The following is a 26,292-nucleotide window of genomic DNA, read 5'->3' on the forward strand; positions in this document are numbered from 1 at the left end:
CGTCTTTTTTTCGCTGCTCGCTCCGCTCGGCTGATCCGGAGATCAACTGCGACGGGCCTAGTGGCCGAGGATCTTGCTGAGGAACTGCTTGGCGCGGTCGTGCTGGGGGTGGGTGTAGAAGGCTTCGGGCGTCGTGTCCTCCACGATGTTGCCCTGGTCGAAGAACAGGATCCGGTCCGCCACCTCCCGCGCGAAGCCCATCTCGTGCGTCACCACCAGCATCGTCATCCCGCTTCGCGCCAGTTCCTTCATCACGTCCAGCACTTCCTTGATCATCTCCGGGTCCAGCGCCGAGGTCGGCTCGTCGAACAGCATGATCTTGGGGTCCATCGCCAGCGCCCGGGCGATCGCCACGCGCTGCTGCTGCCCGCCCGAGAGCTGCGCGGGGTACTTGTGCGCCTGCTCCTCGATGCCCACGCGGCGCAGCAGTTCCAGGCCCCGGCGCTCGGCCTCGGCCTTGCCGGTGCGGCGCACGCGGGTGGGGGCGAGGGTGATGTTGTCGAGGACGGTGAGGTGGGGAAAGAGGTTGAAGCTCTGGAAGACCATGCCGACCTCGCGGCGGACGGCGTCGAGATTCCTGGCGCCCTGGAGGGGCAGGCCGTCGATGGCGATGGTGCCGGCGTCGTGGGGGTCCAGGGCGTTGAGGGTGCGGATGAAGGTGGACTTGCCGCTGCCGGAGGGACCGATGACGACGACGACCTCGCCTTGACGGACCTGGAGACTCACGCCGCGCAGGGCGTGGAAGCTCCCGAAGTGCTTCTCTACCCCACGCGCCTCGATCACGACGGGCGCGCCCTGGCCCGGCGCGGAGCGGGAAACGCGGTCTGGGGTGGGTTGCGCGGCAGTCATGGCGGGCAGTGTACAGGTTGTGCGCGCGGCGGGTCAGGGCGGTGTCGTCCGGGCAGCCTTTTTCATCTGGCCCTTAACTTCATGTTAGGCTACGGCATTCCACACAGCCTGGTCCAGCCTTTTTGGGGGTGCAGACCTGGCATATGACAAGGAGGCGTACATGAAGAAACTGATTCCTGTCACCGGGGCCGCGCTGGCCCTGCTTACCCTGGGGGTGGCCCTCGCGCAGGGCAACGCTTTCCTGACCATCGGTTCGGGCAGCACGACCGGCGTGTACTTTCCGGTGGCGACCGGCATGGCCAAGATGGTCAACGACGCGGGCACCGGCGTGCGCGCCAACGCCCGCAGCACCGGCGGCAGCGTGTTCAACATGAACGCCCTGGCGACCGGCGAGCTGGATATGGCGATCGTGCAGAACGACATCGCCTTCTACTCATACAAGGGCAGCGGCATCCAGGCCTTCGAGGGCAAGGCCAACAACAAGGTGCGCACCCTGGCCGTGCTGTACCCCGAAGTGCTGCACGTCATCGCCCGCAAGGACGCGAAGATCAGCTCGATCGCCGACCTGAAAGGCAAGCGCGTGGTTATCGGGGACCTGGGCTCGGGCACCGAACAGACCGCCCGGCAGGTCCTCGAGGCCTACGGCCTGAAGTTCGAGGACCTGGGTCAGGCCCTGCGCGTCTCGCCTGCCCAGGGCATCAGCCTGATGCAGGACAAGCGCGCCGACGCGCTGTTCTATACGGTCGGCGTGGGCGCCAGCGCCATCTCGCAGATCGCCCAGACGGTGGACGTCAGCCTCGTGCCGGTCGCGGGCAACCAGGCCTCGGCCCTCATCAAGAAGTACCCCTTCTACGTGCGCTACAACATTCCGGCCAAGAGCTACAAGGGCGTCGGCGCGACCGTACCCGGCGTGGCGGTGCAGGCGACCCTGGTGGCCAGCAGCTCGGTGAGCGACGACACCGTCTACAAGGCCATGAAGGCGATCTTCGCCAACACGGCCAGTGTCAAGGCGATCCACCCCGCCCTGAACACCAGCTTCAGCAACGCCTCGGCCGTCAAAGGCGTGCCCGCCCCGCTGCACCCCGGCGCCGTGAAGTTCTGGAAGGAACAGGGCCTGAACGTCAAGTAAGTCCCGGCCCCGCGCCGGACCGTCCGGGGCCAGTCGCCCAGACCGCGTGCGACTGGCCCCGCCTTCTTCTCCCAGACATGAGGACGACGTGAGCGACCCCACACGCCCAATATCCAGCGATCCCAGCCTGACCCCGCCCGGCACCGAGATGACCGAGGGCGAAAAGCGCGCCATCGAGATGGTCGAGGCCGCCGAGACGGGCGGGCGCAAACTCTTCGGCGCGCAGGCCGGGCTGGTCACCCTGATCGCCCTGGCGTGGTGCCTGTTCCAGATGTACTCGGCCTACGTGGGCACCATCGTCCCCACGACGCAGCGCTCGATCCACCTGGCCTTCGCCTTCGCGCTGGCCTACCTCGTCTTTCCGTTCCGCAAGACGCCGGGCAGGCCGCAGACACGCGTGCCCTGGTCTGACTGGGGTCTGGGGGCGGTCGCCACCGGCAGCGCCCTGTACTTCTTCATCGAATACGCCAACATCGCGGGCAACGGCGGCATCCGCGCCGACGTGCCGCTGGACCTGTGGGCCGGGAGCGCGCTGGTCGTGCTGCTGCTGCTCGCCGCCTGGCGCACGCTGGGCATCGCCATGCCCCTGATCTCGGTGGCCTTCATCCTGTTCGCCTTCATGGGCGCGCGCGGCCTGATCCCGGCCATCCAGACCCCCTTCCACGGCGGCTATACCTGGCCGCAGCTCATCGGGCAGCTCGCCACCAACACCGAAGGGATCTTCGGCACGGCCATCGGCGTCTCGGCACAGATCGTCTTCCTGTTCGTGCTGTTCGGCGCGGTGTTCGACAAGCTCGGGGCGGGCGACTGGTTCATGCGCGTGGCCCAGAGCCTGCTGGGGTCCTTCCGGGGCGGAGCGGCCAAGGCCAGCATCATGAGCAGCGCCCTGAACGGCATCATCTCCGGCTCGGCGGTGAGCAACGTCGTCACGGGCGGCAACATCACCATCGGCACCATGATCCGCACCGGCTACAGCCGCGAGAAGGCCGGGGCCATCGAGGTCGCCAGCTCCAGCAACGGCCAGCTCATGCCGCCCGTCATGGGCGCGGCGGCCTTCATCATGGCGCAGAACCTGAACATCGAATACCGCTCGCTGATCCTGGCGGCGGCCATTCCGGCCTTCCTGTGCTACGCGGCGCTGCTGGTGGTCTCGCACATCGAGGCCCTCAAGCTGGGACTGCGCGGCCTGCCCCGCTCGGAACTGCCCCGGCTGCGCCAGACGCTGCTTCAGGGCTGGTATTACCTCATTCCGCTGGTCTACCTGATCGGCGTGCTGACCGCCAATCCCGAGGCCAACCCCGAGCGCGTCGCCCTGAACACGATCCTCTTGATGGTCGTGATGATGTTCGTTCAGGAGCTCTTCTGGGGCCGCCGGGACGGCCGCACGCCGGGCCGCAGCCTGCTGGACGGAGGCCGCAAACTGGTCGAGTCCTTCGAGGCGGGCGCGCGCAGCATGATCGGCATCGCCATCGCCACGGCCGCCGCCGGGATCATCGTGGGCATCGTGACCATCACGGGGCTGGGCTTCGGGCTGGCCGACGTGGTCGAGGCGGTCGCGGCGTTGTTCACCAACGACTTCCTGCGGATTCTGGTCGTGCTCGTGCTGGGTCAGCTCATCGCCCTGATCCTGGGGATGGGCCTGCCCACCACCGCCAACTACATCCTGATGTCGGCCCTGATCGTGCCGATCATCGCGCGCATCGCGGGTCTGGATACCGGCAATCCGGCCGAGATGCTGCCGGTCCACATGTTCGTCTTCTACTTCGGCATCATGGCCGACAGCACGCCCCCGGTGGCCCTGGCGGCCTTCGCGGCGGCCGCCATCTCGGGCGGCGACCCGGTCAAGACCGGGGTGCAGGCCTTCCAGTACGAGCTGCGCACAGCGCTGCTGGCCTACATGATGTTCTTCAACCCGCAACTGCTCCTGATCGCGGGCGGGCGGCTGGGCGGGCTGCCACTGGCCGAGGCCATTCCGATGGTGCTGTTCGCCTTCATCGGCCTGGTCGCCTTCGGGGCCGCCACCCTGCGCTTCTTCCACCGCCGCACCAACCCGGTGCAGACCCTGCTGCTGCTGGCCGCGTCGTTCATTCTCATCATCCCGACCAGCGTGCTGGTCAACCTGGGGGCAGTCGCTCTCATGGCCGCCGTCTACTTCTGGCAGAAAGCCGGGAGCCGCCGCGAGCCGCCTGCGCCGATGCCCAGCGCGGCCTGACTCCTCCTTTCCCGCGCCGCTTCCCTATGGGGGGAGGCGGCGTATTTGCTGTGTCCTCACAAAAGATCAAGAACAAAGTCACACGCGGGTCAGCTTGGCCCGGCACAGTGAGAGGCATGAAAAAGGTGCTTCTGGCGGCGATGGGACTGAGCGGTGTACTGGCGAGCTGTGGCGGCTCGGTCGTGGTGGGCGTGGGCGGCGGATACTACGGTGACGGCCAATCGACGAACCTGCAACTCAACAGCCTCACGAACTACCGCACGAGCTGGCAGCTCAGCAGCAACGTGCAGGACCAGTCCGGCCGGACCCTGACCGCCGGCACCTACATCATCTGCGACAACACCAACACCGACATCTCGGTGGACCTGACCTGGACCGGCGGCCTGAGCAAGCTCGGCTTGCAGCTGCGCGGCGTGAACAGCGACACCTACCGCAACATCAGCGTCTACCCCTATTCGGTGGTGGACACCAGCGGCAGCGGGACCGCGACCTACTCGCTGGGCGCCGCGATGGCTCCGCTCGCCACCAAGTCCTCGCTGTCGGCGCAGGCCATCGTGGTCAATCCCATCACTGCCGTGGACATCAAGGGCTACACCTACGTGCGCGCCCAGGGCCTCGACGCCTTCGGCCTGGCGAGCAACGTGCTGACCAGCGGATACTCGATTCCGGTCGTCGACTGCCAGTAAACCGGCAGGGCGTCAGAAGGGCCGCCTCCGACCAGAGGCGGCCCTTTCCTACTGCCTTACTCGACGCGCGTTTCGAGAGAAATTTCGCTGTTCAGGCTCGCGGCGACCGAGCAGTATTTTTCGTGGCTCAGGTGCGCGGCCTTGCTCAGCATCTCCTCGGTCACGCCCTCGCCGCTGGCGATGTGGCGCACAGTGATGTGGGTGTAGCGCTTGGGATCGGTGTCGGCCCGCTCGCCCTCGACCTCGATACGGTAGGCGCTCAGGGGCGTGCGGCGCTTTTTCATCACCTCGACCACGTCGTAGGCGGTGCAGGTGGCGAGCGCGCCCAGCAGGGCCTCCATCGGGGACACGCCCACCTTGACGGGGCTGTTGTCGATCAGGAGCTGATGCCCGCTCTCGCTTACGCCCAGATAGCGCTGCTCGCCGAGCCAGGTGACGTTCAGGGTCTTTTTCATGGTGATCAGGCTAGCGCAGGGCGCGGGGCCGACATGGGAGCCTGCCCAGGTTTCGGACCGGCCCCCCACATGTTCACTGTTCCACTTCTGCCGTTTACGCGAACTCCTCGTCCCCCTCCTCGTCGGGCAGCGGCAGGCGCACGCGGAAGGTGGCCCCCCCGCCCGGCGTGTCCAGCACGTCGATGCGCCCGCCATGCGAGGTCACGACCTGCTGGGCGATGGTCAGGCCCAGCCCGGCCGACCCCGCCTCCTTGCCCCGGTAGAACTTGTCGAAGATGCGCGGCTTGACCGCGTCGGGCACGCCGGGACCGGAGTCCACCACGTCCACCTCGACCTCGCCGGCCCGCACGTTCAGTTCGAGCCGCACCTTGTCGGCGCCCCCGCTGACGCGCACCGCGTTGGTCACGAGGTTCACGAACACCTGCGTCAGCCGCCCCGGATCGCCCACGATCTCGGTGTCGGGCACATCGGCCTGCACGCCGTAGTCGCGCCCCACCTGCCGCAGCAGGTTCCCGATGTTCATGTAGTGCATCTCGATGCTCTGCACGAGTTCGCCGCGCGAGAGCTGGAGCAGGTCGTTGACCAGCCGGGTCATGTTCTCGGCGACGCGCTGCGCGTCCTGCACGACCTGCGAGCCGCCCACCTCGCGGTCGGCGCGGCGCAGGTAGCCCAGCAGGGCGGTCAGGGGGGTGCGCAGCTCGTGGCTGGTCTCGGCCAGGAAGGTCTTCTGGAGGTTCAGGGCCTCTTCGAGCTGCCGGGCCTGCACCTCCAGGCGCTGGCTCTGGCGCTCGGCGGTGTTGCGCAGCCGCTCGACCTCCAGCAGCCGGGCCTGAAGGCTCTGGTTCAGGTCGCGCACCGACTGCTCGGCCCGTTCGCGCGACGCCTGCCCCTCGGCCTCGGCCAGGGCGCGGCGCACGCTGGGGGCCAGCCGCTCCAGGCGCTGCTTGAGGATGTAGTCGGTCACGCCCTGGCGCAGCGTATCTACCGCCACCTCCTCGCCCATCGCGCCCGTCACGATGATGAAGGGCAGGTTGGGATACAGCTCGTGGGCACTCCTGAAGGCACTCAGGCCGTTGTAGCCGGGCAGCGCGAAGTCGCTCAGGACGATGTGCGGCGGGCGCTCGCGCAGGGCCGCCAGAAAGGTGTCCTCGGCCTCCACGCGCTCGATCACGACCGGCCAGGGCAGGTCGCCCTCCAGATGCATGACGACGAGCTCGTGGTCGAGTTCGCTGTCTTCGAGGTGCAGGATAGAGATCGGACCCGGCGTCGCCGCAGAGATCAGGGGAAAGGGAGCGAGGTCGGACATCAGCGGGTCTCCTGAGAGCGGGGGGCGAGCGGTAGGGTGATCCAGAAGGTGGCCCCCTCGCCGGGCAGCGACTCGGCCCCCACGGTGCCGCCGTGGCGGGTCACGATGCGGCGCACGTTCGCCAGACCGATCCCGGTCCCCTCGAAGTCTTCGGCGCGGTGAAGGCGTTGAAACACGCCGAACAGTTTATCCGCGTATTTGGGATCGAAGCCCACGCCGTTGTCGCTCACTGTCACCCGGACGCCGTCCGGCGCCTCGTGCGCGCGCACGGTGACGCGCGCCTCGGGGCGGCCCCGGCTGTACTTGATCGCGTTGGACAGCAGGTTCTGGAAGACGAGATCGAGCAGCGCGGCGTCGCCGGGTACGGTCGGCAGCTCGCCCAGGTCCAGCGTGACCTGCCGGCCCTGGCGGTCGGGATCGAGGTTGGCCCACGCCCCCCGCACCAGCTCGCCCAGCGCGACCGGGGTCTGGCGCAGCGGCGTGCGGCCCATACGCGAGAACTCCAGCAGGCTGTCGATCAGGCCGCTCATGCGCCCGGCCGCGTCGGAGATGACGGTCAGGTAGCGCTGCCCCTTGGGCGACAGGGCCGCTCCGGCGTCCTTGCCCAGCATCTCGCTGAAGCCCAGGATGTGCCGCAGCGGCGTGCGCAGGTCGTGGCTCACCGAGTAGCTGAAGGCCTCCAGCTCGCGGTTGGCCTCCTCCAGCTCCAGGGTGCGGCGATGCACCCGTTCCTCCAGCGAGAGGTTCAGGGCGCGCAGCTCGCGCTGGGCGGCCACCGCGCGTTCCCTCAGGGCGTCGTTGTCGAGCGCGGTCGAGAGCCGCTTGCACAGCTCCTGGACGAGTTCGTGGTCCCGGTCGCGCAGGGCATGGCGGTAGGCCAGCCCGAGCACGCCGCGCAGCGTGCCGTCCAGGCCGGTCAGGGGGCACAGGACCAGCCCCGCCACGCCGGCCGCCGACAGCAGCGCCTCGTCCGTCAGGTACTCCGGGTCCTCGCGCTCGGCGGCCCGCCCGGCCACGCGCCGTACCGCGTCCATCAGGGGCGGGGCCCCCCAGTCGGTGCCGGTGCGCGAGGACACCAGCAGGTCGAGGGCCGGCAGGGTCCACATGCCGGCGGCGACCATCTGGCGGTCGGTGACCAGATTCATGACCGTGCGGTACTTGTCCGCGCGCGCGGCGAGCGGGTCGTTGACCCGGGCGGTCAGTTCCTCGGAGACGTCGGCCAGCAGCCGCGCGGCGTTTTCGGCATAGACGCTGTCGTCCACGTCGGTACTCGTGCCCACCCACTCGATGATCTGGCCCGCCGCGTCGCGCACCGGCAGCCCGCGTGTCACGAAGGTCCGGTAGCTGCCGTCCTCGCCCAGCAGCCGGTGCTCGGCCTCGAAGGCCTGCCCGGCCCGGATGGCCGCCATCCAGCGGCGCTGGTAGTCGCTCCGGTCGTCGGGGTGCAGCGTGGGCAGCAGGCCCTGGGGCGCGCGCCCGGCCCCCACGTATTCCTCCCAGCGGCGGTTGAAGTAGGTGGGCACACCCTGCGGGTCGGTGAGCCACACGATCTGCGGCATCCCCTCGATGACGCCCCGGTAGCGCTCCTCGTTGCGCTGCGCGAGGCGCTCGGCCAGCAGGCGGTCGTGGATGTCGGTGGCGCTCGCGACCCACTCGCGCACTTCGCCCTGGTCGTTCAGCAGCGGCGCGACCCGCAGCTCGAACCAGCGGTCGCGCAGGTTCTGCGGCCCCGCACGCCCCGGACCCGCGACCCGCAGCCGCACCTCGCTCTCCGAGGGAGCCTGGAGGGCGTAGGCGTCGCGCCACATCTGCTCGTAGGCGGCGCGGTCCTGCGGATGGACCCGCGAGCGCAGCGAATCGGTGCCCAGACGGCGGCGGTGCTGCACGTTCTCGTAGGTGAGCGCCCCGCCCGGCTCGCTGACCCACACCACGTGCGGAATGGCGTCCAGCACGGCCTGCGAGCGCTTACCGGCCGCCTGGAGCGCCTGCTCGGCCCCCACGCGCTCGCTTACGTCGCGGATCACCTCCAGCAGCCCCAGCAGCTCGCCCGCCGGGCTGCGGACCTCGGTGCGCTGGGCCTCGCCGTAGAAACGGCTGCCGTCCCGCCGCGCGTAGGGCGTCGTGACCGACTGGAAGGTGCTGCGCTTGTCCAGGCGGCGGTCGAGGTGCAGCGCGCTGAGGGGCTGGCCCAGCAGCTCGGTGTCGCCGTAGCCGAACTGCTGGGCCAGCGCGCGGTTCACGGTGCGCACCAGCCCCTGACCGTCGGTGAAGGCCGCCGCGTCCTGCATCGACTGGAAGATGGCCTCCAGTTCGGCGTAGGCGCGGGCCTGCCGCACCTGGGCCTCGCGCAGGTCGCGGTTGGCCGCCTCGGCCTGCTCGCGCGCGCGCACCTGCGCCTGCGTGAGCCGGAAGGACAGACCCGCGAGCAACATCCCCATCAAGAAGATCAGGACGGGCGAGAAGCCGAAGATGTCGCGCCCGAAGCTGGCGGGGGCGGCGTAGGTGGTCGTCCAGTCCAGCCCGGCGAGCGTGGCGCGCTCCTGCATCCGGAATTCGCCGGTGGGGGCCGCGCCCGTCACCAGCGGCTGCCCCCCCATGACGAGGCGCGAGCGGATCCCCGGCTCACGGTAGGCGCTGCCCAGCGACGCCAGGAAGATATCGGCACGCACCGCCACGTAGATAAAGCCGGTCAGCACGCCCGCCGAGCTTTGGTCCCGGCTCTGGCCGGCCGCCTGTCCCGTTCCCCCCGTTCCCCCCGTTCCCACGAGGTCGGGCCGCCACACCGGCAACACCAGCAGCAGCCCCCGCAGAGGCCGCCCGGCCGAATCGGGCGTCGCCAGCGTGATGGGCAGCGTGGTCTGGAACTCGCCCGAACGCTGCGCGCGGGTCAGGGCCGAGCGGCGGTGGGCCTCCGAATACAGGTCGAAGCCCAGTACGGGCTCGTTCTGGGCCGTGTCGGGCGCGATCAGCACGACGGGCGCGCGCGGCCCCGCCGAGGTGGTCTGGGGCCGGACACGGAACCCGGACTGGCCCAGGCTGCCCAGCAGGGTTTCGAGGGGGGCGGTGTCGCCGCTGGGCACCCAGGCGGCGTAGCCCAGGGCCTGAACGTCGGGGTAGCGCCGGCGCAGGTTGAGTTCCTCGGAGAAACGGGCGAAGGCGGCCGGGGTCACGTCGGTGTTGCCCGTGAGCCAGAAGGCGCGGGTCGCCTGAAGCAGCTTGTCGAAGTCGCTCACCCGCTGGCGCAGCGCCGAGGCGTGCGCGCTGACCTCGCGCTCGAAACGCACCCGCTGCTGCTCGTGCGTGAAGCGCGAGGCCACGAGTGCCAGCCCGCCCGAGAGCAGCAGCATCAGCAGCATGACCGTCAGGGGCAGGGCGCGCGACCAACGGTCGACCAGCCGTCCGGGACTCAGCCGGTCCCGCATGGTGTTCACAGCCGGGGGGGCACCTGTACCCCGCCGGCCAGCGCCACCAGGAACACCGCCGCCGGCACCTGCGCGCCCGTCCAGGCGGTGAAGGCCAGCCGGGCCTGATGCGCCAGCATGCCCAGCCCGTTCTCGGCGCGCACCCCGGCGGCGCGGGCCTCACGCATGAGCCGGGTTTCGGTGGGCTTGTAGACCATGTCGTACACCAGCGCTCCCGCAGCCAGCGCGGGCAGGGGGGTCAGGGGGCTGGCCTGCGGATCGCCCAGACCGGCGCTGCTGGCGTTGACCAGCAGCCCGACCCGTGCCCAGGGCACCTCGGCGGCGCTCAGGGCCTGTCCGCCCAGGTCGCGCGTCAGGGCGGCGGCGCGCCCGGGCGTACGGTTCACGACCACGACCTCCTGCCCACGCGAACGCAGCGCGTACACGGCCGCCCGCGCCGCGCCGCCCGCGCCCAGCACCACGCTCAGGCCCCCAGCAGGCGCGCCGGCCCCGTCGAGCGCCGCCAGCAGACCGGGCGCGTCGGTATTGTCCCCCAGGAGGCGGCCCTCCCGGTGGACGACGGTGTTCACGGCCCCGATGGCCCGCGCGGCCGGACTGAGGCCGTCGAGCAGGGCCAGCGCGGCCTCCTTGTGCGGCAGGCTGAGGTTGGCTCCCAGCACGTCCGGCGCGCGCAGGTCGGCGATGGCCGCCGGCAGGTCCTGGGGGGCGACCCGGCGGGCCTCGTAGGTTCCGGGCCAGCCGGCCGCCGCGAAGGCCGCCGCGTGCATCTGCGGCGAGAGAGAATGGGCGGCGGGGTCGGCGTACAGGAAAGCGCGCCAGGCCCGCACCGGAACACCGGGGGAACTCACGCTCCCAGCATAGCGGCCCGGCCCGGCCCGCCCCTTGGGAAGATGTGCAGGCCGCCCACATTCGCCCCCCCTGCGCCCCCGCCCTCTCCCCAAGAAACGGTGGAGACAACAAGCTGACCTTCCGTTCAGTCACCCTCTATGCTGACGGCATGTGGCGTTCCGGGTCCGGCTTGAGATGGAGGGCGGCCGTCGCGGGGGCCTGCGCTCTGGCAGGGGGCCTTGCAGGACCGGCGAGCGCGGCGGTCTTTCCGCTCGGCCTGGGGCCGGTCGCGGCGGCGGCGCCCCTGATCGCCCCGATCTGCGCGCCCCCCACACGCCCGCTGGAACTGGCGCTGTGGCGCGTGGCGACCGCCGACGACCGCCCGGACCTGAGCTGCGACAACGCCTTCGTGGGCTACCTGCGCACGCCGCGCGGCCCCGGCACGCCGCAGGACGCCTTCGAGGTCATCGCGCAGCAGGTGCGCGGGGCGCGGCGCGAGGTCCTGCTGACCAGCATGGAGTGGCAGGGCGGCCAGGGCGCAGGGGGCCAGGCCAGCCCGGGCTATACCTTCGCCTCGGCGGTGCGGGACCTGTACGCGCGGGTCCGCGCCGACCCGGCCACCTATCCGCAGGGCATGCGCGTGCGCGTGGTGATGGGCGGCTACCCCGACTTCACGCGCCCCGACGGCATGACCCAGGTCCTGAGCCTCGCCCGCGACCTGCGCGCGCTGGGTGTGCCGCTGGAAGACGCGGCGCTCGACTGGCACGTGTCGGTGCTCGACTACGGATTTTTTCCGCACAGCCACGCCAAGCTGCACGTCATCGACGGGGAGGACGTGACGGTCGAGGGCTACAACTTCGCCGACACCCACCTGCCCGACGGCGAGAACGGCGGACGCGGCCTGCACGACCTGGGCCTGCGGATGCGCGGCCCCGTCGCCCAGGACGCCGTCGCCGCCTTCGACGACCTGTGGCGGCACTCCCGCCAGCTCCGCTGCCCCGCCGACGTGGCGGCGGCCGAGGTCGAAGCCCGCTGCGCCCTGGACGAGTCCGACCCGCCCGCGCACCCGGCGAGGGCCCGCGCGGCCACCCCGGCCGGCGACGCCCGCGCCTTCGTGTTCTACCGCCGCCCCGGCAGCGACGTGGCCGACCAGGCCCAGCAGGCGGCGCTGCTGGCCGCCCGCCGGGAGATCGACCTGCTGGAGGCCGACTTCAGCCCGGACCTGTCCTGCTGGCTGGCCTACCTGAATCCCGACGGCTGTGGGCGCGAGACCTTTCCGCCCTATCTCGCGGCGCTGCTCGACGCGATGGAGCGGGGGGTCCACGTGCGCGTCCTCACCGTGAACTACGGATACGGGGCCTTCGCCAACCGCAGCGGCGTGGCCCTGCTGCGCGCCGAGGCGAGGCGGCGGGGGCTCGACGCCCTGTTCGAAGCCCGCTACGTGGATTTCAAGCTGCACAGCAAGGCGGTCACCCTGGACCGCGAACTGGTCATGGCGGGCAGCGTCAACTTCCATTTCAGTTCGTGGGGGCCGCTGGGCCTGAACGAGGCGCTCATCGCCACGAGCGACCCCTCGGCGGTGGCCGGGCAGCAGGCGAGTTTCGAGGACCTGTGGGCCGGTCACAGTACGCCCGTGCCGGAGGAGTGGTGGATGCGCTTCGTGCGGCGCGGGTAGGGTGCGCCGGGCCTCGGGGCCGTCCGGCCTCTGCCCCGCCCACCTTCCACTTCGCACGCCCCGGTCCGCCTACACTGGGCACATGATCGAGAAGGTGTACCTCGCCAAACCGCGCGGCTTCTGCGCCGGGGTGGTCATGGCGATTCAGGCGGTCGAGCGCGCCGCCGCGCAGGAGGACCGGCCCGTGACGGTGTATCACTCCATCGTCCACAACCATACGGTCGTCGAGCGGCTGCGCGAGGGCGGCAACGTGCATTTCGTCGAGGACCTCGACACGGTGGACGCCCTGCCGGACAAAGGCGAGACGGTGATCTTCAGCGCCCACGGCATCAGCCCGGCGGTGCGCGAGCGGGCGCGGGCGCTGGGGCTGGCGACCATCGACGCGACCTGCCCGCTGGTGACGAAGGTCCATACCGAGGCCAAGAAGTACGCCCGCGAGGGCTACACCATCCTGCTCATCGGGGACAGTGCCCGGCACCAGGAGGTCATCGGCACGCGCGGCGAGGCCCCCGAACACACCATCCTGGTCGGCGTGCTGGGCAAGACCGGCGAGGGCCTGCACGACCCCCACACCGTCGAGGTGCCCGACCCCGAGAAGCTGGTCGTGCTGACCCAGACCACCCTGAGCGTGGACGACACCCGGCGCACCGTGGACGTGCTGAGGGCCCGCTTTCCGGCGCTGCACGTGCCGCCCAGCGAGGACCTGTGCTACGCCACCAAAAACCGCCAGGACGCCGTGAAGACCATCGCCCCGAACGTGGACGCCTTCCTGGTCCTGACGAGCACGCACAGCAGCAACGGCATGCGGCTGCTGGAACTCGCCGCCGAGACCTGCGGGCGCGCCGAGCGCCTGGAGACGGCGGCCGACCTCGCCGGCCTGGACCTGGGCGGCGTGCGGTCGGTGGGCATCACGAGCGCGGCGAGTACCCCCGACGACCTCGTGCAGGAGGTCGTGGCGCACTTCCGGAGCCTCAACCCGGCACTGGAGGTCATCGAGGAGGGCGAGTGGGAGGACATTGAGTTCCGCACGCCCAAGAAGATCCTGCCGACGCAGGAGCTGCCCCGCACGATGAGGTGAGGGCGGTGGGGGTGGGCCGCCAGAATTGGCCCCCCCGGCGCCGCCTAGCCCCGGACCTGCCCCTCGCCACGCACGACCCATTTGGTCGTGGTGAGTTCGCGCAGACCCATCGGCCCCCGCGCATGCAGCTTCTGGGTGCTGATGGCGACCTCGGCCCCCAGGCCCAGCTGCCCGCCGTCGTTGAAGCGGGGGCTGGCGTTGACCATCACGGCGGCGCTGTCCACGTCGCCGACAAAGCGCTCGGCCTGCGCGGCGTCGCGGGTGAGGATCACGTCGGTGTGCCCGCCGTGCTCGGCGATGAAGTCCAGCGCCTCGTCCAGCCCGGACACGACCCGCACGCTGGCGACCAGGGCCAGGAATTCGGTGCCGTAGTCGGTGTCGGCGGCGGGCGCGGCGGCCAGCCCCGCCCCGCGCAGCGCGCCCAGGCTCTCGGCATCGGCGCGCAGGTCCACGCCGTCGGCCAGCAGGGGCCGCAGCACGTCGGGCAGGGCGTCCAGGGCCGCGCGGTCTACCAGCAGGGTGTCCAGGGCGTTGCAGGCGCTGGGCTTCTGCACCTTGGCGTTGCGGACGATGGCGGCGGCGCGTTCCACGTCGGCGGGGTCGCGGGTGAACGATTCGTCGAGGTAGATGTGCACCACGCCGATGCCCCCCACGATCACGGGCACGGTCGCGTTCTCGACGCAGAAACGGTGCAGGCCCGCTCCGCCGCGCGGAATGATCGCGTCCACGTATTCGTCGAGGCGCAGCAGTTCGAGCATCCGCTCGCGCGCCGGGTCGCGGATGACCTGCACCGCGCCCGCCGGCAGGCCCTGGCCTTCCAGCGCCGCGCGGATGGCGTCTTCCAGCGCCGCGTTGCTGTGGACCGTCTCCTTGCCGCCGCGCAGGATGGCCGCGTTGCCGCTCATGAGGGCCAGGGCGGCCACGTCCACCGTCACGTTCGGGCGGCTCTCGTAGATGACGCCCAGCACGCCCAGCGGCACGCGCCGCTGCGAAACCTCGACGCCGCTGGGCTGGCGCCGCGCCTCGGTCTGTTCGCCCACCGGGTCGGGCAGCGCGGCGACGGCCTCCACGTCGGCGGCGATGGCGGCCAGCGACGCGGCGCTCAGGCGCAGGCGGTCCACCATGTGGGCAGGCAGCCCCGCGTCCTGGGCCGCTGCCACGTCGCGGGCGTTCGCGGCCAGGATCTCGGCCTCGCGGGCGCGCAACTCGCGGGCGATGGCGAGCAGGGCCGCCGCCTTGCGCGCGGTGGGCAGCGAGCGCAGGGTGCGCCCCGCCTGTCTGGCCCGCCGGCCCATCTCCCGGATGCTGATCTGTTCGGCCACGGTCATGTGCCCAGTCTAGAGCGCGTTCCCCCCGCAGCCCCGGCGCTGTCCACACCTGCGCCGTTTCCGTTTCGTCTCAGAGCCGCACCAGATCGTCGCGGTGGACCGCCTCGGGGCCGTAGGTGAAGCCCAGCACGCCCTCGATCTCGCGCGAATGCCGCCCCGCGATGCGCGCGAGGTCGCCCGAGCGGTAGCGCGTCAGGCCCCGGCCGATCTCGTGGCCGTCGGGGGCGAGCAGACGCACCGTCTGGCCGCGCTCGAAGTCGCCCTCGACCGCGCGGATGCCCGCCGGCAGCAGGCTGCCTCCACGCCCCTCTACCGCCTGCGCCGCCCCCTCGTCGAGCAGCACGCGCCCGGCGGCGATCTCGGCCAGAATCCAGCGCTTGCGGGCCTCCAGGCGGGTGCCGTGCGCCAGAAAGCGGGTGCCCAGGGCCTCGCCCGCCACGATGCGCTCCAGCGCGCCCTCCAGGTCGCCGGGGGCCAGCACCAGGGGCGTGCCCGCGCGGGTGGCGATCTCGGCGGCCTGGATCTTGGTGCGCATGCCGCCCGTGCCCCGGTGGCTGCCCGCCCCGCCCGCCAGCGCCCAGATGTCGGGGGTCACGCGCTCGACGACCGGAATCAGGGTGGCGTGGGGGTCCAGGCGGGGGTCGGCGGTATACAGGCCCGGCGCGTCGGTCAGGATGACCAGCAGGTCGGCCTCGACCAGGTTCGCCACGAAGGCCGAGAGGGTGTCGTTGTCGCCCAGCTTGAGCTGCCCGGTCGCCACGGCGTCGTTCTCGTTGATGATCGGCAGCACGCCGCGCGTGAGGCAGCCCTCCAGGGTGGTGCGCGCGTTGAGGTAGCGGGTGCGGTCGCGGAAGTCGTCGGCGGTGAGCAGCACCTGCGCCACGTTGACGCCGTACAGCTCGGCCATCAGGGCATACAGGTGCATCAGGCGGCCCTGGCCCACCGCCGCCAGGAGCTGTTTTTCGGCCAGGGTGCGGTCACGCGGCGGAAAGCCCAGCGTTTCCCAGCCGGCCAGCACCGCGCCGCTGGTCACGAGCACGACCTCGTGCCCCGCCGCCCGCACCGCCGCCATACCGCGCATGAGTTCGACGAGCCGGGGCCGGTGCAGCCGGTCAGTGCCCCCCGTGAGGACGCTGGTGCCGAGTTTCAGGACGACGCGCATATGGCCCCATGCTAGGGCCAGGGCGGGCTGGAATCTCCCGGCGACGCAGACAGGGCGCCGCCCGTACCCCGGCCACCCCCTACCCTGGGGCCATGAGTGACGACGATTTTCGCCGGGGCCTGGAGAAGCGCGCCGAGGTCATGGGCCAGGACTTCGTGGACCGCGCCTTCGCGGGCGACCCGGAGGCCTTCGGGCAGGATTTCCAGCGCTTCCTGACCGAGTACGCCTGGGGCGCGGCGTGGGGGCGCGGCGGCCTGGACAACCGCGAGCGCCACATGGTCACGATTGCCGTGCTGGCCGCCCTGGGCCGCGAAAAGGAGCTGGAGGGCCACCTGCGCGCCACTGCGAACACGGGTGTCAGCGAACGCGATCTGAGCGACGTGCTGCACCAGGTCGCCATCTATGCGGGCGTTCCGGCGGCCCTGAGCGCCTTCAACGCGGCCAAGCGGGTGCTGGAGAAGTAGGCCCCCAACCTCCGGGCGGGCACCGAGCCACGAGCAGCCAGGAACACACCGGATACTCGTCCTTCCCACTCACCTGTCCTTTCGTCCACCTGCTGCACCCGAAGGATTCCGGCCATACACCGGAATCCCTCAAAGTCCGGCTCAGCTCACCGGCTCCGGCTTGGCGTGGACCGACTTGCCCGTCAGGCTGATGCCCGCGCTCGCCACGACCACGCACAGCAGCGCGGCGACCTGGAGGGCCGTGAGGCGCTCGCCCAGGAACAGCAGGCCACTCAGGGCGGCGAGGGCCGGTTCCAGGCTCATCAGGACCCCGAAGACGTGGGTGGGGATGGCCCGCAGCGCCCGCATCTCCAGGGTGTAGGGCAGGGCGCTGGACAGCACCGCGACCGCCAGCCCCGCGAGGAGCAGTTGGGGGTGCAGCAGCCCCGCCCCCGCCTGCCCGAGGCCAAAGGGCAGGACGATGAGGGCCGCCACGGTCATGCCCGCGACCACGCCGGCCGTGCCGGGCACGCGCCGCGCGACCGCACCCCCCGCCACGATGTACCCGGCCCACAGCCCACCTGCGGTCAGGGCCAGGGCGACGCCCGGCAGGCTGAGGCTGCCCTCGCCCCCGTGCGGCGCGATGAGGACGATGCCCAGGGCCGCGAGCGCCACCCACACGAAGTCCAGCGCCCGGCGCGAGAGGGCCAGCGACAGCAGCAGCGGCCCCACGAACTCGAAGGTCACGGCCAGACCCAGCGGCAGGTACTTCAGCGAGGCGTAGAAGGTCAGGTTCATCAGGCCCAGGGCCGCGCCGTAGGGCACGATGACCGCCCAGTCGGCGCGCGTCAGGCGGCGCAGCGACGGCCGGAAGACGGCGAACAGCAGCGCGGCGGCCAGCCCCACCCGCAGCGCCGTGGTGCCGAAAGGTCCCAGGGCCGGAAACAGCGACTTGGCGAAAGCCGCGCCCCCCTGGATGCTGAGCATCGCCAGCACGAGCGACGGCAGGGGCGGCAAGGACAGTCGGGGCGCAGGCATACGGGGAGCCATTATGCGCGGGCCGGACCCGGCGGCGGTCGGCGGGGTCTGGACGGGGCGGAATCAGGACGGAAGATGCGGCGAAACGAAAAGCCCCCGGCGCAGGGCAAGGGGCTTTTTGCGGCTCAGCGGCTAGCGCCTCAGGCCCACTTGATCAGGCCCAGTTCCAGCTCGTTGCTCAGGCCGGCGATTTCGGGGACCATGCGCACGCCCAGCGAGTACAGGCCGCTGTCGGGCAGGGCCACCTCGGCGCTGTAGACGTTGCCCTCGCCGTGCGTCAGGGCCACGCGGTGCTGCTCGTCGCCGCGCATCAGGACCGCCTCGACCTTCAGCTCGTCGGGGTGAATCCCGGCCGGGTTCACGGCGGCGCGCACCTTCACGGTCTCGCCGGGGCGGGCGGTCGGCGGCAGGTCGGCCTGGGCGCTGATCTGGGTGTGGGGCCACTGCTGGCGCACCCAGGTCTTCCAGGAGGCGATGTGGCGGGCGCGCGCGCTGTGGTCGGCCGCGACCTCGGCGCCGCGCTTCGAGAGCGGCACGTAGTACTGGCGCACGTAGTCGATGACCTGACGCTGCATCGAGAACCGGGGGCTGACCGTCTCGATGGACCGGCGGACCGTGTGCGCCCAGCTTTCGCCGCCCTGGCCCGCGCCGTAGTAACGCGGCACGATCTGGTCTTCGAGGGTCGAGTACAGGCTGAAGGCGTCGGCGTCGTCCTGCACGTTCAGGTCGGCGTACTCGCGCTCCTCGCCGATGGGCCAGCCGTTGGTCGAGTCGTAGCCCTCGCGCCACCAGCCGTCGAGCACGCTGAAGTTGGGCGAGCCGTTGAAGCTGGCCTTCATGCCGCTCGTGCCCGAGGCCTCCAGCGGACGCCGGGGGTTGTTCAGCCAGATGTCCACGCCCTGCACGAGGTGGCGCGCCACGTTCATGTCGTAGTTTTCCAGGATGACGATCTTGCCCTTGAACTCGGGTTCCTGCGAGACGCGGTAGATCTCCTGGATGAAGGCCTTGCCGGGGTTGTCGGCCGGGTGGGCCTTGCCCGCGAACACGAACTGCACCGGGTGTTCGGGGTGGTTCACGATGCGCGCGAGCCTCGCCTTGTCGCGGAACAGCAGCGTGGCGCGCTTGTAGGTGGCGAAGCGGCGCGCGAAGCCGATGGTCAGCACGTCCTCGCGCAGCAGGGTGTCGGTGGCGGCCACGTCGGCGGCCGAGGCCCCGTTGCGCAGCGCCTGCTCGCGCTGCCGGACGCGCACGAACGCGACCATCTCGCGCTTCATCTCGCGCTGCACGTCGCTGAGCTGGGTATCGCTCAGGTTCTCGACCGCCTGCCACATGGCTTCGTCTTCCAGCCGCTCGGTCCAGTCGGCGGGCAGCACCGTCGAGAGCAGGTCGCGCATGGGCTGGCTGGTGAAGGTCAGGTTGTGCGCCCCGTTGGTGACGTGGCCGATGGGCACTTCCTGGGGGGCCGCGCCGGGGTACAGGAAGTTCCACATGTCGCGGCTGACCTCGCCGTGCAGCTCCGAGACGCCGTTGGCCGCGCGGCTCAGGCGCAGCGCGAAGACGGTCATCGAGAAGCTGGGCACGAGGTGGCCGTCCCACATCTGGTCGTGGCGGGCCAGGCCGTACAGGTCGTCGCGGCCCGTATGCAGCAGCCCCGGCCACTCGCCGACGTAGCGGTCCATCAGTTCGTAGGTAAAGGCGTCGTTGCCCGCAGCCACCGGGGTATGGGTCGTGAACAGGGTGCTGCTGGCGGTCGTTTCCAGGGCGGCGGCAAAATCCAGACCGGACTCGACATATTCGCGCATACGCTCCAGGCCCATGAGGGCGGCGTGGCCCTCGTTCATGTGGTACACGCTGGCCGGCACGTCCAGGGCACGCAGGGCGCGCACGCCGGCCACGCCCAGCAGCACGTACTGCTGCACGCGCAGTTCCTGGTTGCCGCCGTACAGGCGGGCGGTCAGCTTGCGGTCCTCCTCGCTGTTCTCGGGCACGTTGGCGTCGAGCAGCAGCACGCGGATCCGGCCCACCTGCAAGGTCCACACCCGCACCGTGACCTCGCGCCCGCCGATGCGCACGCGCACGCGCACGTCCTCACCCGCCGCGTTGCGGGCCGGCCGGATGGGCAGGGTGGTCAGGTCGAGTTCGTCGTAGGCCTCGTTCTGCCAGCCGTCCTTGTCGAACAGCTGCCGGAAGTAGCCCTGGTGGAACAGCATGCCGACCGCCGTGAACGGCAGACCCAGGTCCGAGGCGCTCTTGCAGTGGTCGCCCGCCAGCACGCCCAGACCGCCCGAGTAGATGGGCAGCGACTCGTGGAAGGCGTACTCCATGCTGAAGTAGGCGACCGGCTTGAGATCGGCCGCATTCTTCGTGACCCAGGTGTCCTTCTTGCCCATGTAGGCGTCGAAGTCGGCCATGACCGCCGCGTAGCGCGCCAGGTAGGCGGGGTCGGCGGCGGCCTGGGTCAGGCGGGCCTGCGGCACCTCCAGCAGGAGCCGCACCGGGTTGCGGTGGAAGCGCTCCCAAATGTCGTGGTCCAGGTCGGCGTACAGGCTCTGCGCATGGGGGGTCCACGACCAGTAGAGGTTATAGGCCAGCTCGGAGAGCCGCGCGATTGCGGGCGGCAACTGCGGCAGCACCGTGACTTTTCCGATGATGTTCATACCCGCTGAGCTTACACTACGCCGCCCCCCGCTGCGGCAGGCAGTGAAGACGTGTGGTACGCGAAAACGGGGGAACGCCGGTCGGTACCGGCCCGGGTCCACCTGAGGAACGCTCCTCCGTCCGGCCACCGAAAAAACCGGACACGCCGAGGGGGTCCGGTTCTTCGTCGCCGGGAGGCGCAGCGCTGGTTCGGGCCACACCTCCGGAAAGGGCTCAGTTCTGGCGGGTGATGCGGTTGACCGGGCCGGGGGTCACGGTGTTGGCCTTGAGGTAGTTCTGGAAGGCGTCGAGGTCCACGTCGCCGCCGGTGCGGTTCGTGCCCTGCGCAAAGGTGGTGAAGCCGTCGCCGCCGTCGGCCAGGAAGTTGTTCATGGTGACGCGGTAGCTGGCCGCCGGGTCGATCGCCACACCGTTGAGCTGGATGTTGCTCACCTTGCTGCCCTTGGCGGCGGCGTTGTCCCAGGTGTAGGTAAAGCCCTTGCTGACCTGGAGGATGCGGTTCTGGCCGGTGGCCGGGTTGCCGAACTGCTGCTCGAGCGCGGCCTTGATCTGCGCGCCGGTCAGGGTGATGACCTGCATGATGTTGCCGAAAGGCTGCACCGTGAACACGTCGCCGTAGGTTACGGTCTTGCTCGTGTTGGGCACGTTGACCGGCAGGTCGGCGCGGATGCCGCCGGGGTTCATGAAGGCGATGACGGCGCTGCCCTTGGCGGCCGAGGACGCGGCGGCGAGCTGCGAGTCGGCGATCACGTCGCCCAGCGCACTCTCGCCCGCCGAGTTGGCCGTACGGGTGATCTGCTCGACGCCCAGCGTGGCGACGACCTGCTTGCCGAGGGGGTCCGTGATGCTCTTGGCCTTGTTGACCAGGGCGGTCATGTTGGCGTTCTTGGGCAGGGTCGCGGAGTCCACAACGACGTTGCTGGCCGTCAGGCTGCTCAGGCGGTGGTTGGCGATGTCCACGCGCAGGTCGAGGCGCTGCAGCAGGTGGCCGTAGGAGTCGCCCTGGATCACGGTGCGCAGGGTGCCGTCAGGACCGGCGATCTGGCAGTTGTAGCCCCGGTGGGTGTGACCGGTCATGATCGCGCCGACCGAAGAGTCGATGCCCTGGGCGATCTTGACGATGTCGCCGCCCAGGGTCTTGCAGTTCACCACGTCGAAGGCGTCGCTGCTGGAACCGCCCTGGTGGACGAGCGCGATGATGGCGTCGGGTTTCTGCGCCTTGATCTCGGGGATCGCGCTGTTGATGCTGGCGACCTCGTCGGCGAAGGTCAGGCCCGCGACGCCGCTCGGGGTCACCACGGTCGGGGTGTCCTTGAGGACTGCCCCCACGAAGGCGATCTTGGCACTGCCGACCGTGACCATCTTGTAGGCGGGGAACACCGGCTTGCCCGTCGCCGAGTCCAGAACGTTCGAGGCGATGTAGGTGTAGCCCGCGCCGGAGAAGGTGTTGTCGAACTTGCAGGCGCGTTCGGGCGCGTTGCTGTCGCAGCCGCCCTTCTGGAAGCGCATGAGTTCCTTGATGCCGTTGTCGAACTCGTGGTTGCCGACCACGTTCACGGCCATGCCGAGCTGGGTCAGGGCGTCGACGGTCGGCTCGTCGCGCAGCAGGGCGCTGATCAGGGGGCTGGCACCGGTCATGTCCCCCACGCCCACGAACACCGTGTTGGGGTTTTCCTTGCGCGCGGTATCCAGGATGCCGCCGATGGTGTCGATTCCGCCGGCCTGCACCGTCACGGTCTTGGTGCGGTCGGAGGGGTCCGGCACGCGGAAGCTGGTCGGCAACAGGTTGCCGTGGAAGTCGTTGACGCCGATTACGGTGACGTTCTGGTAAACAGGCGTCGGGGGAATAAGGGTGAGGTCTCCGATGGTCGACGAGCAACCGCCCAGGATCAGGGCGAGACCCACGTAAGCTACGTTGTTCTTCATGCGTCTCTCAGTGTAGACAGATTTGTCAGCCGAAGGTGAAGAGTCGTTCATCCATCCGGCCTGTGTGCCCGGACGCCCTGCGTGTTCCCGCGCCGCCCCCTCAGGCCAGCAGCGTACGCGCCGCGCCGAAGAAGGCGCCGGGCGCCTCGGTGCTGCCCTGGGCCAGCTCGGGACGGCCGCCGCCCTTGCCGCCCGTCACGGCCAGGGCCGCGCGCAGCACCTCGCCCGCCCGCACCGCCGCAGTGGCCGAGGCGACGCCGCAGCGCCCGCCGGGGGCCAGGACCAGCAGCACCTCGCCCGCCGGCACCGCCGCGAGTGCGGGGGCCAGCAGCGCAGCGTCGGGCAGCGTGAGCGTGCGCAGCGTCAGCGTGCCCAGGACCTCGGCGGGCTGCGCCGCGACCAACGCCCCGGCGAGCGCGCCGCGCAGGCCCTGGGCCTCGGCGCGCGCGGCCAGCAGCTCGGCCTGGAGGGCCCCCACCCGCTCACCCACCCCCTCGACCGGCACGCTGAGGGTCTGGGCCAGGGCACGCGCCCCCTGGTACACGCCGCCCAGGTACTCGGCCGCCTCCTCGCCGGCCATGAAGGTCACGCGGGTCAGGCCGCTCTTGACGCGCTCGGTGCGCAGCACGGCGACCGGGGCCACCTGCGACGCGCGCGGCACATGGGTCCCCCCGCAGGCGCTCACGTCGAAGAAGTCGCCCGACGCGTCCCGGAAGATGACCAGCCGCACCTGTCCGCGCACCTTCGTCTCGCGGCGCAGCGGGTAGCGGCCCAGGTCGGTCTCGTCCACGACGGGCGTCTCCAGGGTCAGGTCGTCCCGGCCCAGGGTTTCGCGCAGCAGCGCCTCGGCGGCGCGCACGTCGGTCTCGGTCGGGTCGCCGCGCAGGTCGAGGTGACACTCGGGGCCGGTCATGCTCACCGCCGCGACCTCGAAGGCGGGGTTCACACGCGCGAAGGCCTGGGCCAGCAGGTGCTCGCCGCTGTGGCGCTGCATGTGGCGGGCGCGGCGCGCCTGATCCACCTCGCCGCGCACGGCCGCGCCCACAGGCGGCTGCGCCGCGCCGGGCGCGAGCCGGTGCCACACCTCGCCGCTGGCCTTGTCCTTACGGGTGTCCTCGACGGCCGCCTCGCCGCCCGGCCAGACCAGCCGCCCCGCGTCGCCGCCCTGGCCGCCGCCCTCGGGGTAGAAGGCCGTGCGGTCCAGGGCGACCTCGGGCACGCCCCCGCTCTCCCCCACTGCCCGCACCTCGGCAGTGAAGGTCAGGGCCTGTCCTTCCTGGCCCGGCCGGTGATAGAGGGCCACGGTCACGCGCCTTCTCCCGACGGCGCACGGTTTCCCAGCGGCACGGCGTCGCGGGTGCGCTCGCCGCCCACGTCACCGGTATTCACGGTCGTCGCCGGCTCAAACAGCAGCACCCAGCATTCCTCGTGGGCATCGGGGCAGTGGCGCACGCCGCGCGGCACCACGAGCAGTTCGCCCTCGCGAACGGTACGGGTCGGGCCGTCTTCGAAATGCATCAGGAGTTCGCCGCGCTGTACGAAAAACAGCTCGTCCTCACTCGGGTGCGCGTGCATCACGAAGCGCCCCTGAATCCGGGCGAGCTTGACCATCTGACCGTTGAGTTCGGCGGCGACGCGCGGCGCGTAGGTTTCGGTGAAGCCGGCAAAGGCGGCGGCGAGGTTGAGCGGCTCCGGCACGGTCATGGTGCCAGTCTAAGGAAGGCGCAGCTCCCAGTGCGAATGGCCGGAAAATCGCGCGGACCTCTCCAGCCCACTCCGGCCTGCTTCGTCCGTTCCTCCTCCCGCACGGTCAGGCCGAGGATGGACGGCGACCTGACCTGTCCTCCGGCGAGACGATGCCGCAGGCCTCTTCACCGTGTGGCCTCCGCCCCGCCTGGGGGCCGCTCAGGCGTTGTAGGTCGTGCTGGCCGTGTCGCCGCCGCGCCCGGTCCAGTTGGTGTGGTGGAACTCGCCGCGCGGGCCGTCCGCGCGCTCGTAGGTGTGCGCGCCGAAGTAGTCGCGCTGCGCCTGGATGAGGTTGGCCGGCAGGCGGGCCGTGCGGTAGCCGTCGTAGTAGGCCAGGGCGCTGGCGAAGGCCGGCACCGGCACGCCCCCCAGGGCCGCCGACGAGACGACCCGGCGCCACGCCTCCTGGTGCTCGCCCACCGCCTCACGGAAATAGGGCGCGAGCAGCAGGTTGGGCAGCGCGGGATCGGCGGCGTAGGCCTCCTTGATGCGGTCGAGGAACTGCGCCCGGATGATGCAGCCGCCGCGCCACATCATGGCGATGGCCCCGAAGTCCAGCGTCCAGCCCGCGTCGCCCGCCGCGAGGCGCAGCAGCTGAAAACCCTGGGCATACGCCGCGATCTTGGAGGCGTACAGCGCCCGGCGCACTTCCTCGACGAAGGCGGCGCGGTCCGGGGCAGGCAGGGACGCGGGGCCCCGCAGCTCGGCGCTCGCGGCCACGCGCTCCTCTTTCAGGGCGCTCATGGCGCGGGCGTACACCGCCTCGGTGATCGTCGCGGCGGGGCTGCCCGCGTCCAGGGCCGCCACGCTGGTCCACTTGCCGGTGCCCTTCTGGCCGGCGGCGTCCAGGATCACGTCCACCAGCGGCCCGCCGGTCCGGTCGTCGGTCTTGGTCAGGATGTCGGCCGTGATCTCGATGAGGTACGAGTTCAGCTCGCCCCGGTTCCAGTCGGCGAAGACCTGCGCGATCTCGGGGGCGCTCAGGCCGCCCTGCGCGCTCAGGAGGTGGTAGCTCTCGGCGATCATCTGCATGTCGGCGTACTCGATGCCGTTGTGGACCATCTTCACGAAATGCCCCGCGCCCTCCGGCCCCACCCAGTCGCAGCAGGGCGTGCCGTCCGCGACGCGCGCCGCGATGGCCTGGAAGATGGGGCGCACCGTCTCCCAGGCGGCCGGATTGCCGCCGGGCATGATGCTGGGCCCGGTCAGCGCGCCTTCCTCGCCGCCGCTGACCCCGGTACCCACGAACAGCAGGCCGTCCTTTTCCAGTTCGCGGGTGCGCCGCGTCGAGTCGGCGGGGTGGCTGTTGCCCCCGTCGATGATGACGTCGCCCGGCTCCAGCAGCGGGCGCAGGTGCGCGATGAACTCGTCGACCGGCGCGCCCGCCTTGACCATCAGCATGACCTTGCGCGGGCGCTTGAGCAGCCCCACGAAGCCTTCCAGCGACTCGGCCCCCACGACGCTCTTGCCGCTGGCCCGTCCCGACGTGAACTGCGGGACGCGGCTCACGGTGCGGTTGAAGGCCGCGACCGTGAAACCCCGGCTCGCCATGTTCAGGATCAGGTTCTCGCCCATGACCGCCAGCCCGATCACGCCGATGTCGGCCACGGGAGAGGAGGTCGGGGCGGCGGTTGCGGCGGCGATCTGCGTCATGGCCGCCAGGGTAGTACACCGCAGATGAGCCGCCAGTCAGGATGTCGAGACGGTCAAGGTTGGGCAAAGGCCAGGTCCGGCGCTCCCGGCGTTACGGCGTCTCGGGGACCGCCGGGAGCGGCTCGCCCGCCGGCCGCGACGTGAGTTCCTGAACCAGGGCGCGCAGGTTGGCCTCGGTGGAGGCCAGCAGCTCGGGGCTGACGCGGGCGAACAGGGCGACGTAGGTGTCGCTGAAGGCCGTGTCCATCCGCGCGAGGTGGGCGCGGCCCAGGTCGGTGAGGGTCAGGAGCTTCTCGCGGCGGTTGCCGGGATTCTCGGTGCGCCCGATCAGTCCCCGGCGCACCAGACGCTCGGCGAGGTGACTGGCGGCGGGCAGGCTCAGGCTGGTGCGCTCGGCCAGGGCGGTCACGGTCATCTCACAGTCGCGCAGCTGGTGCAGCGCCGCCACCTGCGAGAACGACAGTTCCTGTTCCTGTTTCTCGTCCTGCATGTTGCGCATCACGCCGCCGCTCACCAGACGGTGCATCGCCTTGATGGCCTGTCCCAGCCGCAGGGCCAGCTCTTCGGGGTCGGTCGGGGACACGGGGGCGGGGTGAGCTCGGGACTTCATCCTTTCAACCCTGCAACTCTCTCGGGTCCGGAACTACGCAACCGGCCACATTGTGCGCCGGTCAGCCGCGGCGCAACGGCCGCGCAAC

The 26,292-nt window shown here is 70.8% G+C and carries 20 protein-coding genes; 6 read left to right on the forward strand and 14 right to left on the reverse strand.

Annotation, left to right across the window (positions count from 1 at the left end; genetic code table 11):
* Nucleotides 1–57: 57 nt before the first annotated feature.
* A complete protein-coding gene (locus DGO_RS08910; RefSeq protein ID WP_014685168.1) occupies nt 58–849 on the reverse strand; it encodes an amino acid ABC transporter ATP-binding protein in 792 nt (263 codons plus the stop codon).
* 160 nt (nt 850–1,009) lie between these two features.
* On the opposite strand from DGO_RS08910, the gene DGO_RS08915 reads away from it, so the two are divergent.
* The 3 genes from DGO_RS08915 to DGO_RS08925 all read left to right on the forward strand — a co-directional run bounded on the left by DGO_RS08915 (nt 1,010) and on the right by DGO_RS08925 (nt 4,876).
* Nucleotides 1,010–1,978 carry a TAXI family TRAP transporter solute-binding subunit gene (locus tag DGO_RS08915; protein WP_014685170.1) on the forward strand — a complete coding sequence of 323 codons (969 nt, stop codon included), beginning with the start codon at nt 1,010–1,012 and terminating at the stop codon, nt 1,976–1,978.
* 88 nt (nt 1,979–2,066) lie between these two features.
* Entirely contained in the window at nt 2,067–4,190 is a 2,124-nt protein-coding gene (locus tag DGO_RS08920) for a TRAP transporter permease (protein ID WP_014685171.1), read from the forward strand.
* A 116-nt stretch (nt 4,191–4,306) separates the two neighbouring features.
* Entirely contained in the window at nt 4,307–4,876 is a 570-nt protein-coding gene (locus tag DGO_RS08925) for a hypothetical protein (protein ID WP_226991328.1), read from the forward strand.
* 56 nt (nt 4,877–4,932) lie between these two features.
* On the opposite strand, the gene DGO_RS08930 is transcribed toward DGO_RS08925, so the two are convergent.
* From DGO_RS08930 to DGO_RS08945, 4 genes are all read right to left on the reverse strand, one after another.
* Nucleotides 4,933–5,331: an OsmC family protein gene (locus DGO_RS08930; RefSeq protein WP_014685173.1), complete on the reverse strand. Its 399-nt coding sequence runs from the start codon at nt 5,329–5,331 to the stop codon at nt 4,933–4,935.
* A 94-nt stretch (nt 5,332–5,425) separates the two neighbouring features.
* Complete coding sequence (locus DGO_RS08935; RefSeq protein ID WP_050920751.1) at nt 5,426–6,637, reverse strand: hybrid sensor histidine kinase/response regulator; 1,212 nt, start codon at nt 6,635–6,637, stop codon at nt 5,426–5,428.
* Nucleotides 6,637–10,059 (reverse strand): PAS domain S-box protein, encoded by a 3,423-nt coding sequence (locus DGO_RS24630; RefSeq protein WP_145975282.1) that lies wholly within the window; start codon nt 10,057–10,059, stop codon nt 6,637–6,639. Before DGO_RS24630 ends, DGO_RS08935 begins: the two co-directional genes overlap by 1 nt.
* A gap of 5 nt (nt 10,060–10,064) precedes the next feature.
* Nucleotides 10,065–10,826 (reverse strand): shikimate dehydrogenase family protein, encoded by a 762-nt coding sequence (locus tag DGO_RS08945; RefSeq protein ID WP_014685176.1) that lies wholly within the window; start codon nt 10,824–10,826, stop codon nt 10,065–10,067.
* 230 nt (nt 10,827–11,056) lie between these two features.
* Here DGO_RS08945 and DGO_RS08950 point away from each other — a divergent pair, with 230 nt between their 5' ends.
* Together DGO_RS08950 and ispH are read left to right on the forward strand one after the other, a co-directional pair.
* Entirely contained in the window at nt 11,057–12,562 is a 1,506-nt protein-coding gene (locus DGO_RS08950) for a phospholipase D-like domain-containing protein (protein ID WP_083847254.1), read from the forward strand.
* An 82-nt stretch (nt 12,563–12,644) separates the two neighbouring features.
* On the forward strand, nt 12,645–13,640 hold the full coding sequence (gene ispH / locus DGO_RS08955) for a 4-hydroxy-3-methylbut-2-enyl diphosphate reductase (RefSeq protein WP_014685178.1): 996 nt from the start codon (nt 12,645–12,647) through the stop codon (nt 13,638–13,640).
* Nucleotides 13,641–13,684: 44 nt separating this feature from the next.
* Here ispH and DGO_RS08960 read toward each other — a convergent pair whose 3' ends face one another.
* Together DGO_RS08960 and proB are read right to left on the reverse strand one after the other, a co-directional pair.
* Nucleotides 13,685–14,968: a glutamate-5-semialdehyde dehydrogenase gene (locus DGO_RS08960; protein WP_043801794.1), complete on the reverse strand. Its 1,284-nt coding sequence runs from the start codon at nt 14,966–14,968 to the stop codon at nt 13,685–13,687.
* A gap of 70 nt (nt 14,969–15,038) precedes the next feature.
* Entirely contained in the window at nt 15,039–16,130 is a 1,092-nt protein-coding gene (proB, locus tag DGO_RS08965) for a glutamate 5-kinase (RefSeq protein WP_014685180.1), read from the reverse strand.
* A gap of 92 nt (nt 16,131–16,222) precedes the next feature.
* Here proB and pcaC point away from each other — a divergent pair, with 92 nt between their 5' ends.
* Nucleotides 16,223–16,594, forward strand: coding sequence for a 4-carboxymuconolactone decarboxylase (pcaC, locus tag DGO_RS08970; RefSeq protein ID WP_014685181.1), 372 nt, complete (start codon nt 16,223–16,225; stop codon nt 16,592–16,594).
* Between the two features lie 141 nt (nt 16,595–16,735).
* Here the strand turns inward: pcaC and DGO_RS08975 are convergent, their stop codons facing one another.
* The 7 genes from DGO_RS08975 to DGO_RS09005 all read right to left on the reverse strand — a co-directional run bounded on the left by DGO_RS08975 (nt 16,736) and on the right by DGO_RS09005 (nt 26,177).
* Nucleotides 16,736–17,611 (reverse strand): EamA family transporter, encoded by an 876-nt coding sequence (locus DGO_RS08975; protein ID WP_050920752.1) that lies wholly within the window; start codon nt 17,609–17,611, stop codon nt 16,736–16,738.
* Nucleotides 17,612–17,751: 140 nt separating this feature from the next.
* The gene (gene glgP / locus DGO_RS08980) at nt 17,752–20,268 is read right to left on the reverse strand and encodes an alpha-glucan family phosphorylase (RefSeq protein ID WP_014685183.1); all 2,517 of its coding nucleotides are present in this window, start codon (nt 20,266–20,268) and stop codon (nt 17,752–17,754) included.
* Between the two features lie 214 nt (nt 20,269–20,482).
* Nucleotides 20,483–22,195 (reverse strand): bifunctional metallophosphatase/5'-nucleotidase, encoded by a 1,713-nt coding sequence (locus DGO_RS08985; protein ID WP_014685184.1) that lies wholly within the window; start codon nt 22,193–22,195, stop codon nt 20,483–20,485.
* A 100-nt stretch (nt 22,196–22,295) separates the two neighbouring features.
* Nucleotides 22,296–23,504: an alanyl-tRNA editing protein gene (locus tag DGO_RS08990; protein ID WP_043801802.1), complete on the reverse strand. Its 1,209-nt coding sequence runs from the start codon at nt 23,502–23,504 to the stop codon at nt 22,296–22,298.
* The gene (locus DGO_RS08995) at nt 23,501–23,899 is read right to left on the reverse strand and encodes a cupin domain-containing protein (RefSeq protein ID WP_014685186.1); all 399 of its coding nucleotides are present in this window, start codon (nt 23,897–23,899) and stop codon (nt 23,501–23,503) included. Before DGO_RS08995 ends, DGO_RS08990 begins: the two co-directional genes overlap by 4 nt.
* A 201-nt stretch (nt 23,900–24,100) precedes the next feature.
* Nucleotides 24,101–25,594, reverse strand: a complete 1,494-nt coding sequence (gnd, locus tag DGO_RS09000; RefSeq protein WP_050920753.1) for a decarboxylating NADP(+)-dependent phosphogluconate dehydrogenase — start codon at nt 25,592–25,594, stop codon at nt 24,101–24,103.
* A gap of 91 nt (nt 25,595–25,685) precedes the next feature.
* Nucleotides 25,686–26,177: a MarR family winged helix-turn-helix transcriptional regulator gene (locus DGO_RS09005; RefSeq protein ID WP_014685188.1), complete on the reverse strand. Its 492-nt coding sequence runs from the start codon at nt 26,175–26,177 to the stop codon at nt 25,686–25,688.
* Nucleotides 26,178–26,292 lie beyond the last annotated feature (115 nt).

Source organism: Deinococcus gobiensis I-0 (assembly GCF_000252445.1).
Classification (GTDB): domain Bacteria; phylum Deinococcota; class Deinococci; order Deinococcales; family Deinococcaceae; genus Deinococcus; species Deinococcus gobiensis.